The 13,801-nt window shown below is 41.2% G+C and carries 16 protein-coding genes and 1 pseudogene; 10 read left to right on the top strand and 7 right to left on the bottom strand.

All coding sequences use genetic code 11. The annotated features are described in order from the left end of the window. Nucleotides 1-2: 2 nt before the first annotated feature. Both JUI58_RS12080 and JUI58_RS12075 read right to left on the bottom strand, forming a co-directional pair. The gene (locus JUI58_RS12080; protein ID WP_204104038.1) at nucleotides 3-209 is read right to left on the bottom strand and encodes a hypothetical protein; all 207 of its coding nucleotides are present in this window, start codon (nucleotides 207-209) and stop codon (nucleotides 3-5) included. Beyond that, entirely contained in the window at nucleotides 199-399 is a 201-nt protein-coding gene (locus JUI58_RS12075) for a hypothetical protein (protein ID WP_204104037.1), read from the bottom strand. Before JUI58_RS12075 ends, JUI58_RS12080 begins: the two co-directional genes overlap by 11 nt. A 66-nt stretch (nucleotides 400-465) precedes the next feature. Between JUI58_RS12075 and JUI58_RS12070 the strand changes: the two genes are divergently transcribed. After that, complete coding sequence (locus JUI58_RS12070) at nucleotides 466-1,029, top strand: Uma2 family endonuclease (protein ID WP_204104036.1); 564 nt, start codon at nucleotides 466-468, stop codon at nucleotides 1,027-1,029. A gap of 105 nt (nucleotides 1,030-1,134) precedes the next feature. Here the strand turns inward: JUI58_RS12070 and JUI58_RS12065 are convergent, their stop codons facing one another. Next, entirely contained in the window at nucleotides 1,135-2,013 is an 879-nt protein-coding gene (locus JUI58_RS12065) for a tetratricopeptide repeat protein (protein ID WP_204104035.1), read from the bottom strand. A 96-nt stretch (nucleotides 2,014-2,109) separates the two neighbouring features. Between JUI58_RS12065 and JUI58_RS12060 the strand changes: the two genes are divergently transcribed. From JUI58_RS12060 to JUI58_RS12045, 4 genes are all read left to right on the top strand, one after another. After that, nucleotides 2,110-3,321, top strand: coding sequence for a DUF790 family protein (locus tag JUI58_RS12060; RefSeq protein WP_204104034.1), 1,212 nt, complete (start codon nucleotides 2,110-2,112; stop codon nucleotides 3,319-3,321). A gap of 15 nt (nucleotides 3,322-3,336) precedes the next feature. Further along, entirely contained in the window at nucleotides 3,337-3,909 is a 573-nt protein-coding gene (locus JUI58_RS12055; protein WP_204104033.1) for an STM3941 family protein, read from the top strand. 133 nt (nucleotides 3,910-4,042) lie between these two features. After that, a complete protein-coding gene (locus tag JUI58_RS12050; protein ID WP_204104032.1) occupies nucleotides 4,043-4,603 on the top strand; it encodes an NUDIX hydrolase in 561 nt (186 codons plus the stop codon). A 149-nt stretch (nucleotides 4,604-4,752) separates the two neighbouring features. Then, nucleotides 4,753-5,601, top strand: coding sequence for an alpha/beta hydrolase (locus JUI58_RS12045; RefSeq protein WP_204104065.1), 849 nt, complete (start codon nucleotides 4,753-4,755; stop codon nucleotides 5,599-5,601). Nucleotides 5,602-5,672: 71 nt separating this feature from the next. On the opposite strand, the gene JUI58_RS12040 is transcribed toward JUI58_RS12045, so the two are convergent. Together JUI58_RS12040 and JUI58_RS12035 are read right to left on the bottom strand one after the other, a co-directional pair. Then, on the bottom strand, nucleotides 5,673-6,557 hold the full coding sequence (locus JUI58_RS12040) for a hypothetical protein (protein WP_204104031.1): 885 nt from the start codon (nucleotides 6,555-6,557) through the stop codon (nucleotides 5,673-5,675). 47 nt (nucleotides 6,558-6,604) lie between these two features. Beyond that, nucleotides 6,605-8,473, bottom strand: a complete 1,869-nt coding sequence (locus JUI58_RS12035; RefSeq protein WP_204104030.1) for a beta-ketoacyl-ACP synthase III — start codon at nucleotides 8,471-8,473, stop codon at nucleotides 6,605-6,607. Nucleotides 8,474-8,719: 246 nt separating this feature from the next. On the opposite strand from JUI58_RS12035, the gene JUI58_RS12030 reads away from it, so the two are divergent. Together JUI58_RS12030 and JUI58_RS12025 are read left to right on the top strand one after the other, a co-directional pair. Beyond that, the gene (locus JUI58_RS12030; protein WP_239121421.1) at nucleotides 8,720-10,342 is read left to right on the top strand and encodes a SpoIID/LytB domain-containing protein; all 1,623 of its coding nucleotides are present in this window, start codon (nucleotides 8,720-8,722) and stop codon (nucleotides 10,340-10,342) included. Between the two features lie 32 nt (nucleotides 10,343-10,374). Continuing rightward, entirely contained in the window at nucleotides 10,375-10,752 is a 378-nt protein-coding gene (locus JUI58_RS12025) for a DUF423 domain-containing protein (protein ID WP_204104029.1), read from the top strand. Between the two features lie 66 nt (nucleotides 10,753-10,818). On the opposite strand, the gene JUI58_RS12020 is transcribed toward JUI58_RS12025, so the two are convergent. Continuing rightward, entirely contained in the window at nucleotides 10,819-11,481 is a 663-nt protein-coding gene (locus JUI58_RS12020; RefSeq protein ID WP_204104028.1) for a glutathione S-transferase family protein, read from the bottom strand. 14 nt (nucleotides 11,482-11,495) lie between these two features. Between JUI58_RS12020 and JUI58_RS12015 the strand changes: the two genes are divergently transcribed. From JUI58_RS12015 to JUI58_RS12005, 3 genes are all read left to right on the top strand, one after another. After that, complete coding sequence (locus JUI58_RS12015) at nucleotides 11,496-11,666, top strand: hypothetical protein (RefSeq protein ID WP_204104027.1); 171 nt, start codon at nucleotides 11,496-11,498, stop codon at nucleotides 11,664-11,666. A 115-nt stretch (nucleotides 11,667-11,781) separates the two neighbouring features. After that, nucleotides 11,782-12,879, top strand: a complete 1,098-nt coding sequence (locus tag JUI58_RS12010; protein ID WP_204104026.1) for a sodium-dependent bicarbonate transport family permease — start codon at nucleotides 11,782-11,784, stop codon at nucleotides 12,877-12,879. Nucleotides 12,880-13,023: 144 nt separating this feature from the next. Continuing rightward, entirely contained in the window at nucleotides 13,024-13,341 is a 318-nt protein-coding gene (locus JUI58_RS12005; protein WP_204104025.1) for a hypothetical protein, read from the top strand. A gap of 83 nt (nucleotides 13,342-13,424) precedes the next feature. On the opposite strand, the pseudogene JUI58_RS12000 reads toward JUI58_RS12005, so the two are convergent. After that, nucleotides 13,425-13,661: pseudogene (locus tag JUI58_RS12000) on the bottom strand (DUF4343 domain-containing protein); the annotation flags it as partial. Between the last annotated feature and the right edge of the window lie 140 nt (nucleotides 13,662-13,801).

Here is a 13,801-nt window from a genome sequence, read left to right as displayed (position 1 = left end):
TTTCACTCATAATATCGCTCTTTCTGAAAACGGCGATGTTGTTCGAGTAGTGCGGAAAACTGTTCGGTATTTACCTCCCCATAAACTTTGTCTTGAGGTTGGCAATCAATACGCTCCATTAATACCTGAAATGCAGTTTGATCGTGTCGATGGTCTAGAACATACTTTTTTAGTTCTTTCATTGTCATTATTTGAAAGTCAGATTTCATTGACAAACCTCCAATTTCCGTTTGGATAAATCTCGATTAAAATTTCTTCTCCTGTTAGAATGATAGCATTCCCCGTTCTGGCATCCAAACGAACCATATCCACAGAAAGATACATATTGGTGAGGTTCTGGCACAATTGAAAGCATTGGAACGCCTGTTGAGTCGTTGGCAAGTATTTTACCTCTTTCACAATTATACAATTATAAAACTATCCCAACCCGAAACCCATAAAATTCTAAAAGTAAAGGATAATTCCATGTTGAAAATACCAACAAAATTATTGTCACTGGAAGAATTTTTGCACATACCAGAGACAAAACCTGCGAATGAATATATTAACGGAGAAATCATTCAAAAACCAATGCCTCAAGGAAAGCACAGTATTCTGCAACGGGAATTGAGTTTTGCGCTAACACTTGCCTTGAAAACCGAAAAAATTGCCCAAGCATTCCCCGAATTACGGTGTACATTTGGTGGGCGATCGATTGTTCCAGATGTTTCCGTTTTTCGTACAGAAAGAATTCCCCGCGATCGCGATGGACAAGTGGCCAATTTATTCCATCTCCATCCAGATTGGACTATTGAGATTTTATCGCCTCAGCAGAGCCAAAGCAAGGTTATTCGCAATATTCTCTATTGTCTCGATCATGGGACTGAAATGGGGTGGTTGTTGGACCCAGCAGAATCATTAATCTTTGTCTATGGGATCGATCGATCGGTGCGCGTATTTGAAGATGTAAATGTAGTGTTACCAATGCCAGAGTTTGCTGGAGTGTTTCAGCTTAAGCTGGGTGAGATATTTGCTTGGTTGAAAGAGTAGGGGCGTTGCATGAAACGCCCCTACAGAATACATAAACCGAGGGTTTTGTCAACCCCAGTACATGAATAATTACAGAGCAGTTTCATATTAAAAATTCATTGATTGTTATTGATTCTTAGGCGATGATAAGAGATTTTTTGCTGTTTGCAAGAAATTTTTAAACTCTTCTTTTTCTCTCATTTTTGCAAAGATAATTTTGGATTCAACTAAAGTAATGTATTTATCTGGAATCAGAAAAATTGCTTGTTCTAAAGTTCTGATCGCACCATTAATATCTCCTAGTAGAGTATAACAAACTGCTTGTTCGTACCAAAATATATCATTTTCAAAGTCAAACTCTAAAGCGCGACGGTAACTCGATATAGCAGCATATAAATATCCTTGTTTTTGCAAAATATTTCCCCGTTGATACCATGACCAACAATCATTGGGTTTAATGTGTAATGCACGTTCATAGAAGCACAATGCTTGCTCTAAATTACCAATTTCTTGATAGACATCTCCTTGTCGATAAATCGACCAAAAATCATCACTACGAATAGTTAATGCTTTCTCAAAACAGGCGATCGCATCTTCATAATGCTTGCTTTTGCGCCAGGCTTCTCCTTGTTTATAATAACTCCAATAATCTTCCGGTCTAATTTCTAAGGCACTCTGAAAATAAGCGATCGCCCGTTCGTATTCTTGTAATTCCTCTAAAGCAATACAGCCCATTTCATACCAAGGCCAATAAGAATGAGAATTAATTTGCAAGGCTTTATGATAACTCTCCAAGGCCTCTCCATAACACCGCATTTTCTCCAAAACCCCGCCACGATGATACCATACCCAATAATCATCGGGTTGATATTCTAAGGCCTTATCATAATAAATTAAAGCCTCGTCATAATAACCGCGATCGTGCAGTTCTCGTGCCTGTTCGTACCACTGTTGATAGTGTTCTAATTGTGCTTCTAATAATCGTTCGCCAGGATAATTCATCATAATTCACGTTATTTAAGATTTATTCGCGATCGCAGTCCTTAAGCAGTATCCTAATTAATCGTTGATACCCGATCTTGTTTTAAAAATCCGTTAGCAATGTTACCAAGTGACCTTCTTAGTTATCGCATGAATGGGGAAGCGATCGCCCCCAAACGCTTAAACCTAGATGCCAATGCGATCGCCCTTGCAGCAGAACAAATTGAGTGCTTTCAAAATTGTCTGGGAAAAACCCAAGGAGAACTCGATCGCCAACTCAGAGACTTGGAGGGGGATAGTCCTGATTATCGCGTAAAGCGGGGACTGGCTCACCTCCTGAGAAATAGTTTTTCAACTTTTGAAATTGTTAGTCCTCTCGAACCCCAATTATTACGACAGCGTGTTTTTTCTCATGCCGCAGGGACTCCTCCTCTCCCTAACAATCGTACCCCAAGTTTAGAATCTTTATCCAGTATTTTATCAAAAGAACTGAATCGGGAAGTTTTACCGGTTGAGATTCAAAAGGGACTCTACGCCGATCTACAAGAAAATCGTATTTTAACTGAATTTGAAACTCCTGCCCCCGATACATTACTGCATCGTTACAATTTGTCTCAAGTTCAAGGTATCTTCTATCGTGCCAGCGAAGTCACTCTCAATGCCCATCGTAATGTTCCTGGAGAATATAAACTCTTATTTCGCTATTTAAAACTGTTTCAACTTATGTTTTATATTGAAGGAGATGTAGAGCATGGATTTACAATTACTCTCGATGGACCCACCAGTTTATTTAAGTCTAGCACGCGCTATGGATTAGCTTTTGCAAAAATGTTGCCTGCTCTTCTTCATGTCACGAAATGGAGTTTAAAAGCTGTCCTGCAACATAAAGATTTTTACACGGGAGCAAAAAAGAAGGGGATTTTTGAATTGGACGATCGCTGTAATTTAGTCACTCATTATCCTCCTGGAAAGCCTTATGATAGCATGATTGAAGAATCTTTTGCGAAACGGTGGGAAAAGACAAAAACTGAGTGGGTTTTAGAGAGAGAAGTGAATCTGATTCCTATTCCAGGCAGTGTGATGATTCCTGATTTTCGTTTGGTACATCCTGACGGAAAAGATTATATTTTAGAAATTGTTGGCTATTGGCGACCTGAGTATTTACGCAAAAAGTTTTCCCAAGTTCGTCAGTCTGATGTTGATAATTTAATTCTAGCAATTTCCGAGCGTTTAAATTTAGAAAAGTCTGGCATTAAAATGGAGGATGTCCCCGCAAAAGTTATTTGGTTTAAAGATAAATTGTCCCCCAAGGCAGTTTTAGAAGTATTGTAAAAAAGGAAAACACAAATGGATTTTGTCAAGAATAAGCAAGAAAAGTTAACAATTCATGCCAACCAGAAAAGAATCGCGATCGCCTTTCTGATAGTCTCACTTTCTCTGGTATTTTCTTTTTGGTTAGTTGTTGCGTCTTTAGCCAATAAAGAGCCAAGATTTTTAGATTATGTAGTGGGAAGTTTACTGGCTTGTTATTTTGGCTATTTAACCTTTCATTACTCAATCTATTTATTAAAATATTACAATAAACCGGCTTTAAGAATTGACGATCGCGGCATTCGGGACAATACTTTTTTTTCTCAAATTGGTGCGATCGATTGGGAAGATATAGAGGAAATTTTTATCTATGATCTGCAATTGAAAAGCGGAGGAAAAGAGCGATCGCTAGGAATTATTCCTAAAACAGGTCAAGTATTTCTGAAAAAATTTCCTTGGTCTTGGCAGATTAGACGAATTGCGATCGCGGCATTTTTTCGTTTTCCTATTTCTCAAACTCCAATTAATATTCTTCTGCGAGATTTGGATTTATCCAACAATCCAGAATTCGAGAGAGAAATACAAAATTTAGTTGGAAAAGAAACATAAATAGGACTTACACAGTTCCCGTATTCTATTGTGATGGTAGTGCGGGCATCTTGCCCGCTAATGCGTAAGTCCTAATAAATCTTTTTAAGAACTATTTTTGTAATAATTCACGATTACGTTATCTCACAATATCATGTCTAATTCAGCAGAGCAACAACCTTGGCAAACTCACGATCGCCTTGTCGAAATCAACTCACCTTGGGTCAAATTAATTTGCGATCGCCTGGAAGATAATACAGGAAAATGCCTCGATTATTGGCGCGTAGAGAAAGCAGACTCAGTGATTATTCTGACTCTGCAACGCGATCGCTTTTTGTTACCCAAACCCAGTTATCGTCCTGGTATCGGACAAGTAACCCTTGACTTTCCGGGAGGACGAATTTCCAACAAGCAAAACCCAGAAAAGGCGATCGCACTGATTCTAAAACGAGAACTAGGAATACTCCCCGAAGCGATTCAACAACTAACTCCCCTTAATACTGAAGGTTGGATCGTTAACAGTTCTTTTTCTAATCAAAAACTGTATGGTTTTGTTGCTAACTTATCTCCTGACATTGCGATCGATCCAGAATTACTCGGCTTTACTTATCCAGTTACATCTCAAGGAATTCACTCTCTCTTACAACAATTAACCTGTTTGCAATGTCGCGCCCTTTTGTTGGATTATCAACAAAGCAATTTTTCTCAGCTATAAACAACATTTCCTCAAATAATTAGGACTCTAGGGAGCGAGATTTTTACAAACCTGAGATGCACCCAATTCCTCTCCCTCTTTGCAAGAGTATGTTAATGGCGATCGCATCTGCTAGAGTAGCAGTATCAATAATTTTGCCAATCTTAATTATGTTTGCTCGTAAAACATTATCTTTAGCTAATAATATTCAACTTTCTTACCTAGAATGGAATCGCGGTAAAGAACCATTACTATTACTTCATGGTTTAGCTGATTGTGCTTTAGTTTGGTCGAGTTTGGGAAATTATCTCGCCGAAGACTATCATATTATTGCTCCCGATTTGCGGGGACACGGAGAAACTAGCAAACCAGAAATGGGATATAGTTTTAGCGAAATTATTGGCGATCTGCAAGCATTGATCGAACATTTAGACTGGAACTCTACCCATATTTTAGGGCATTCTTGGGGCGGAAAACTAAGTTGCGTTTGGGCAATGCAAAATCCCGAACAAATTCGTAGTTTAATCTTAGTCGATCCCATTTTTATTGGCTCTATGCCTGGGTGGATGAAATTCACTTTCCCAATTTTATATCGCGTTCTTCCTTTTTTGCAAGGAATGGGACCTTTTTCAAGTTATGAGGAAGCCGAAAAACAGGCCAAACAATTAAAACAATATCGAAGTTGGACAAAATTCCAACAACAAGTATTTCAAGCCGGAATTGAAGAGAAATCCAACGGAACTTGGGGCAGCAAATTTACTATACCCGCACGAGATGGTATTTTTGCAGAAGTGATGAATGTTTCAGGATTAACTCACTATCTCGATCTTCCTGCCCTATTTATTAAACCGGAAGCGGGATTTAATCGCACGGAAATCCAACTCAAACCCTATAAAACCTATTTAACTCAATTACAAATTCGCGAAGTCCCTGGGCATCATTGGGTATTTTTGAGTAAACCAGAAATTTTTAATAGAACAGTACAAACCTTTCTAAGCAGTATTTTAGCAGATGCGTAACTAAATTTATCAGGCTCTGAAAATAATGAATAGAGAGGAAATTGTCTGGGTTATTGCAGTGCGATCGCCACTCAACTTTGTTCTTTATAAATTTCTAACAAGCGATGAATATATTCAGTCATCACACCATGCAAAAAAAGGTCTCGGGCGGCATTAAAAGTGCTATTGGGGGCAAGAGGATGACGATTTCTAATAATATGATTCCACTCGGAACTCTCCAAGATTTTACTCATATACATTGCAAAATTTTCATCGAATTGCAGTGATAAAACAGCGCGTTCAAATTCATCACAGGTCAAACAGAGAGAATAGAAAACCTTGAAAAGTTCGATCGCGGATTCTAAATCGAGGATTCTCAGCCAACTGCGTCGCGTAAAGTCAATATCAACTGACACATCTCGAATACTCTCAAAATTGATTCCTCGTTGCTTCACTTCTGCAACCCAGTTGGGATTCTTTTGTTCTGCTTGATGATAGTCCCACACAAAATTATACAAGATGAGGTCATGTTCGAGAAAAGCAATTTGGGTCGCCAGATCGCTGACCGTTTTGGGATAAAGGGCTGCTTTTTCAATGTTGCGATCGGGACCATTATCAATCAGAAAGTTAATGAGATTAGAACCGAGACAAATATGCCGGACGATTAAATAACAGGCTTCAGGAGTGACAAAGTTTTGCAGAAAAAATGCTGCCGATCGGTGCATAAATGTGTAAAACTTGAACTGGAAAGGAAGCAAGCGTTTAACTATCAAAATCAATGCTAGAGCAAGGTTAGCAAACACTTTGATCGGAAGGAGTAAATAACTGCGCGTCCAGCTTTTTAAATCCCGAATCATGTAAGTTTTTGACACCAGATTGACAGGAATAGCATTATCGAGATAGAGAACATCCCAAGTATCGGGATTTTTGCGATCGTAGGGCTTAAATTCGTACAGAGAGTTATCTTTTTTGTTCATAGTCTTGATTAAAAGTAGGCTATACTCAGCCGATAGAAAAATTAGCTTTAATTCATTTCTTCCAATTGGAGTAAATACAAACGTGCGGTTACTCGGGCTGTTTTGACGACGCGCTTGGCGATCGCCTCTGTCATCCATTCTCCTTGCACTAAAGTTTCCAATTTACCGATATGAGACTCATCATTTTTGCCATGATAAGCTAAAAAAGAAACTTGTTCGTCTCGCAAACTTAAAGTTTCTTGGATGTATTTTGCCCAAGTACCAGCTAATTGATTTCCCAGTCCTTCAATAATAAAAATACTACCCAAAAGATCGATAGGATTTTCACGAGAAGCCCGGTGAAAAATGAAGGCAGATAATGCTTCACTACCAATGTTTTTTTCTGCTTCTACAATCTCGATTAATTCCCCTCCAATAGAAACATAATTTCGCTCTAACATTTGAAAATCTCGATGTTCATCTCCTGCGTGTCCAAGCAATAAAGAACGTAATTCAAATGTTGTCATATTTGATGCAGCCCGAGCGATCCACCTCGCTCCTTCTACCACTTGAGGACGCAAATTTTTCAACAATAGTTTATAATCTTCAAGGGTAAATTCTCCCTGATATAGTTTTCGTAGAATAGGCACAGAACGCAATTTTCGTTCAAATTCTAGCCAAACTAAAGCCAATTGACGCAACAATTCTGCTTGTATGTTATGATCTGAATCGGGTTGTAATTGAGCCAAAGGAGAAACAGTATCGGGTTGATTAAAATAAAGAGAAGATTCTACCGTATTTTTGGTTTCATTTTCAACAACACTGAGCATCATATATGCAGTAGTAAAGCGTCCACTTTCTGGAACAAAACAGAATATTTTTTGTCCCGATCGCAGTTTTCCAGAATAAAATAATTCTTCCAACATGAGATAAATAGAAGCACATCCCGTATTTCCTCGAGTGTACAAATTGGTAAACCATTTCTCTTCTGGAATCATGCAATCTGCTTTTTCTAAGAGTTCAACAATTTGACCGCGAAAGAAATGCGAGGAATAATGACACAATAACCAATCAATTTCTTGAGGATCGACTTTTCCTAATTCAATTAGTCGCAACCATCCTTCTACACCCAATTTAATCACATTATCCAACAGGCGAATATTCTGCCGCAAATTCATTGCGCCATCTCTTGCAGCATCAAGATAAGATGAATAATCTAGCCAACTTTTATTGGTGCTTTCTTTCTCAACTCCTGCATACATACAGAGAGGATAAGCATTAGCATGGGAAACCAGTTCTATCCATTCAATTTTAATACTAATTCCTGTTGTATTGGGGCGATCTTGAACTAAAAATGCTCCTGCACCATCCGATAGCATCCAGCGCAAAAACTCTACATCAAAAGCAAGAGACTTATTGTTTTTAATTGCCGTTTCGTCTGCAAATTTGGTATGCTTGAATAAACGAGAGGGAAATTCTGAAGCCACCGCGATCGCCGTTTTTCGTTTCCCGAGTTGCAGTTGAGAAACAGCATAGTTTAATGCAGAAACACCAGCACAACAAACTCCTTGAGTTGAGATACTTTCTAAGGGAGATAATTCCGGTAATTCTCCATGTACCATACTGGCAAAACCAGGCACGAGCAGATCGGGAATTGTGGTTCCACAGGCTAATAAATCAATAGTTTTGGGGTCTAAATTGTTTTGTTTTAAAATATCTCGAACTGCATTTGCTGCCATCTGACTGTTAGAATAACGAGTATTCTGTGCGCGATCGATCGCATAGTATCGTTGTTGAATGCCATTGCTCTTGAGAATGCGTTTTCTGACCTTAGAAGGGCGAGAATTAACTTGTCCAAGGTATGCCTCCATTTGGTCGTTATCAATGGCTTCTCCAGGTAAAAACTTGCCGATAGAGGTGATGTAAGCGCTATTCATAAAACTGTAAATTCTCTACTCATTACATCTTATTCTGAGCCTGACTTTGGCAATAGTTCCAAAATGCTTGACAGTTGTTCAACTGTCCAGATTGCGCTTTGGCGATCGCATTAATATCGATAAGTATCAATAATATAGCAAAAATTCCGTTTATTCTTGATATTTGAGTTGAAAGGATTTATAATCGGGCAGTATAAGTAAATCCGTCCATTTTTGCAATATTGGTTAATACAGTACAGTAAAACAATGAAAAAAACAGCTTTATTTTTACTTCTCCCTTGTACTCTCTCTTTCCTCCCTGCATTAGTTTTTCCCGATCAAGCCCAAATTCAAGCCCAAGTCGAGACTGAAACCCAAAGAAAAGTTTCCCCAGAGATGGAAATTGATGTCGGAATTGTGCAGCGTTTTGGTGATGAAGCTGGCGATCGCCTCACTCTCTCTAGTACCGAAGGAGATACTTTAACCGTAAAATTTCAGGACGGAAACGGACAGCTAAAAACAGAAAATGTTAGCAATATTGTCTTAGAAATTGCGCCTAAATCGACAGAATCTCCTCTCTTGCAAGAATGGATAGTCTTGAGCGATGTAGCGACCTTTGAAACCGCAGAAAATAGCGCTCTAGAATGGCAAAAAAAAGGCATTGAAGTTGAAGTTGTACAACCTGAACGCTGGCAAGTTTGGGCAAAGCGAGAAACTTATAATACTCCTATTCTGCGGCGAATGCTGTTAGAGAATTTACAAGAACGAGGAGAAATTAATCCTTATTTACAGTCGGAAGTTTTAAATACTATTCCGATTGTATCTTTTGTTATTAATGGTTTTCGCTATAATCGCAATAACCTAGAAATTACCAGTAATAAAAATTTAATCCGTGTTAAAGAGGGAGACAAAGCGATTCTTTTTGGTGGGCGCTTGCGAGTGCAACCCAATTCTTACGGTAATTTTACCCTCGTCAATGAAGTTCCCATCGAAGTCTATTTGCGAGGAGTTGTACCTCACGAAATTGGACCCAATGCCCCTTATAATTCCGTTGAAGCACAAACCGTAATTGCCCGTACTTATGCCCTCAGAAACTTGCGCCGTTTTCAAGCAGATAATTACGAACTTTGCGCGACAGTTCACTGTCAGGTTTATAAAGGTTTAACCGGAACAGTTGCTAACGCCGATCGCGCTATTCAAGCCACACGAGGATTAGTTCTCACCCACAACGATGAGCTAGTAGATGCCCTTTATTCCGCCCATACAGGGGGAGTAACGGCACAGTTTGAAGATATTTGGGATGGGGAACCTCGACCTTATTTACGAGCAAGAATTGACGGCGCAAACCCCCAATGGAATCTGGCTCAACAGCCCTTAGATAATGAAGCTAATTTTCGTCGCTTTATTAGTTCAAAACAAGGATTTAATGGGACAGAAAGTGCGGTCTTTCGCTGGAATCGGCAAAGTAGTATTGCTCAACTCACTGAGGATTTGAATAAGTATTTAGAGAAAACCAAACATCCTTTAGCAGGGATCAAAAAAATACTGCGTATGGCTGTAACAGAGCGATCGCCATCGGGAAGAATTCTCCTTTTTACCATTGAAACCGATCGCGGTATTATAGAATTACAAAAAACAGAAGCTCGAAGCGCTTTTGGACCCCCTCGCAGTACACTGTTTTACATCGATCCTATTCTTGATGCTAGTGGCAATTTAACAGGTTATAAATTTATTGGCGGCGGTTTTGGTCACGGTGTCGGCTTAAATCAATATGGGTCTTATACCTTAGCAAACTTAGGCTGGAAATACGATCGCATTCTGCAATTTTACTATCCTGGAACTGTACTGCAACAACTGCGAGAAGGCATTGTTTTTTATCCCGAATCGTAGTTATTAAATAAAAGCAAGCAAATTAAAAGCAAATGGAGAGAATTTTCATCGCGATCGCGGCAATTTTTGGCGGTTTAGCCGTCGCAGGAGGAGCTTTTGCTTCCCACGCCCTTAAAGACAAATTAAGCACCAGTGCATTAGCTATATTTGAGACAGGAATCAAGTATCAAATGTATCACGCCCTCGCTCTTTTATTGGTAGCTATTCTCCTCAGTCGCATGGATATGTCCCCAGGATTCCTGACAGCTACGGGAATTGCTTTTATTGTAGGAATATTCATCTTTTCCGGCAGTTTATACACCCTCAGTTTAACCGGAATTAAATGGTTAGGAGCAATTACGCCATTAGGAGGCGTTGCTTTTCTGGTGGGTTGGGGATGTCTAGTTGTAGCCGCTTTAAAGATGAAATAAAGAGGAGAAAATGATTGCGATCGGCACAATTCTGAATCTAGATTATTTCTCCTTCATTTTAGCTGATTAACTACGTTGTTGAAGTATTTTTTTTATTCCGGCTTTTGCGGCTGCAATTGCTTCCGGAGAAGGTGTTGTTTTTTGCCAACTTTCTCGCTGTTGTAATGTCTCGCACCATTTCGTAATTTTAGGATATTCTGACAAAGAAATCCCAAAGAACAATAAAGTCGGAACAGTTGTTCCCGCAACAATATCAGCCAAAGTTAGGCGATCGCCTAGAAAATAGGGTTGATTTTCGTCGAGTTGGTCTTCAAAAAATTGTAAAACATTTGCAACTTGCTTTTGGGATTTTTCCAATTGTTCGTCAGGAACTTCAAAGTCTAAAACCTTTCGCATTAAGGGAAAAGTTGGGGGAATGAGTTCGTTTAGTGTAACCAATTCTATCATGCGAACTTTAGCAATACTTTCTGCATCCGTTGGCATGAGTTGAGGATGAGGATATTTGGCTTCTAGATAGTCAAGAATAGCCAGAGATTCAAACACTTTAAAACCATCATCAATCAGAACAGGAATATGATGAAAAGGATTAATTTTTAGAAATTCCGGTGTAAATTGTTCCCCTTGGTTCAGTTGGATAAATGTCTCCTCAAATTCTAGATTTTTCTCAAGGAGTGCAACCCAAACGCGGCGAGTATTGGAGGAAATATGACTATTGTAGAGTCTTATCATTATCTTTAATCTGAATGATGCTTTTTCCTAATTATAGCCTTAACTTTTACAAACCAATTGCTGGTAAACTATGGTTTAAACAAGCCATTGCCAATGAATCGCCACTGATGAACGAGATCATTTGCGATCGCCGAAGCGAAACCTTATCTTCCAGCATACGACGCACTAGGATGCAGATGCAATAGAGTGACAAGTTGACTCGTTCCTCACCTAGGTGCGTAGAACCAGCTACCCAAGATTCGAGGCCACCCTTGCCTGCTGTCTTGACCCCTTAATATCTAATTCAAGGAGGAATTAAACGTGGACTTTTTGTCCGATTTCCTGATGCGTTTCCTGACGCAGTTACAGTCCCCCACACTTGGCTTTCTGATTGGTGGTATAGTCGTCGCCTCCCTCGGTAGCCGACTATCAATTCCAGATGCAGCCTATAAGTTCATTGTCTTCATGCTGCTCATGAAAGTCGGCCTGACCGGTGGACAGGGGATCCGCGACTCCAATCTGGCGGAGATACTGTTGCCCGCAGTGTTCGCCGTGGCAATAGGGATCCTTATCGTATTTATCGGGCGCTACACTTTATGCGCGCTGCCGAAGGTCAAAGTCGAGGATGGCATTGCGACTGCGGGCTTGTTCGGTGCCGTGAGTGGCTCTACCCTCGCCGCCGCCCTAACGATACTGGACGTGCAAGGTGTCTCATACGAGCCTTGGGCCGCCGCCCTCTATCCCTTCATGGATATCCCAGCCCTCGTGACCGCGATCGTCTTGGCCAGCATTTATACCAAAAAGCAGCGCGATACCGCAGGCGGGTATCCCAATGAGCAGCCCGATACCGCAGGCGGGTATCCCAATGAGCAGCGCATTACTGCACGCGGGTATCCCAAGCGCGATACTGCAAGCAAGCGGGTCAAGATATGGCCTATCGTGAAGGAAAGCCTTCAAGGTTCTGCCCTATCAGCACTGCTGCTCGGCCTCGCTCTCGGCCTGCTAACCGAACCGAAAAGTGTCTATGACACCTTCTACAATCCCCTCTTCCGAGGGCTGCTTTCGGTACTGATGCTGGTAATGGGTATGGAGGCGGCTTCAAGGCTGGGCGAGCTACGCAAGGTGGGACAGTGGTACGCGATATATGCTTTTGTGGCACCACTGCTGCATGGGTTCATCGCCTTCGGTCTTGGCATGATTGCCCACTACATCACGGGATTCAGCCTTGGCGGTGTCGCGATCCTAGCCGTCATCGCTGCCTCTAGTTCAGACATCTCAGGGCCGCCCACTTTACGAGCCGGTATTCCATCGGCCAATCCCTCCGCCTACATTGGCGCGTCCACAGCCGTCGGCACGCCAGTTGCGATCGCCTTGGGAATACCGATCTTTGTCGGGCTTGCCCAGGCGCTGGGCGGCTAAATCCCAGACGGGTCTAGGTCTGTCGGCGCTCCCCTAGCCCTGCGACCAATGCGGCAGCTAGATCGGCGCGATAACGCACGGTGCTGCCGTTTTCCTAAATTTCTATGTCGTTCAATAAATACACACATCAAGAGGTAATACATAATGACCCAGCAAGCCAGCAAGCTCGTCATCGTCACGGAAAAGTTGTTGCTGAAACAAGTCGCCAAGATCATTGAGGAAGCCGGGGCTACCGGTTATACGGTGGTGGACGCTGGCGGTAAAGGCAGTCGCAACGTGCGCTCGTCGGGAGGACCCACCGTTTCCGAAACTGACTCGAATATAAAGTTCGAGGTGCTTGTCCCCACTCGGGAAATGGCCGTGAAGATTTCGGATGAGGTCGCATCGCAGTTTTTCGACGATTATTCGGGTATCGCCTATCTCTGTGACGTGATGGAGGTACTGCACGCCCACAAGTTCTAACTCAAAACCCAGCCGATCGAACCCAAAAAGCCTGGATTATGCCCCGGCTTTTTGGTGTCCGGTTTTGTGTCCGAGGATTGAGATTAATTTGGTGTAAGAACTCGCAACACTTCTACAGGATCGCAGCCATAAATCCCCGATCCCCAAACTGCATTTTGTTCGATTATTGCCCAACCGCGATCGCTTATAATGCCCACATCTAAACAAGCAGCATGAGGCAAATTTACACGAGAATCTGAGAGAAATTTTGTTACAAATTGTCTCAGTTCTATTTCCTCGCGATCGCTATGTTGAAAACCTGTTTCTCTTTGCAATTCTCCATCGCGAAGATAAAGTCAAGAACCGCTATTGGACGCTTTGCGTCAATAGCGGCTTGGAAGAATCAGTTTCCAACGCAAGTCTTGTCTACCGCTACGAGTCGTTATCTGGCACGGACTTCCAGATATTTCCCTAGTCTGGA

Origin of the sequence: Spirulina sp. CCY15215 (assembly GCF_016888125.1) — a bacterium.
In the GTDB taxonomy this organism is placed as follows: Bacteria; Cyanobacteriota; Cyanobacteriia; order Cyanobacteriales; family Spirulinaceae; genus CCY15215.
Note: the sequence above shows the minus strand (reverse complement) of the source record. Positions and strands in the feature narration are given on the sequence as shown.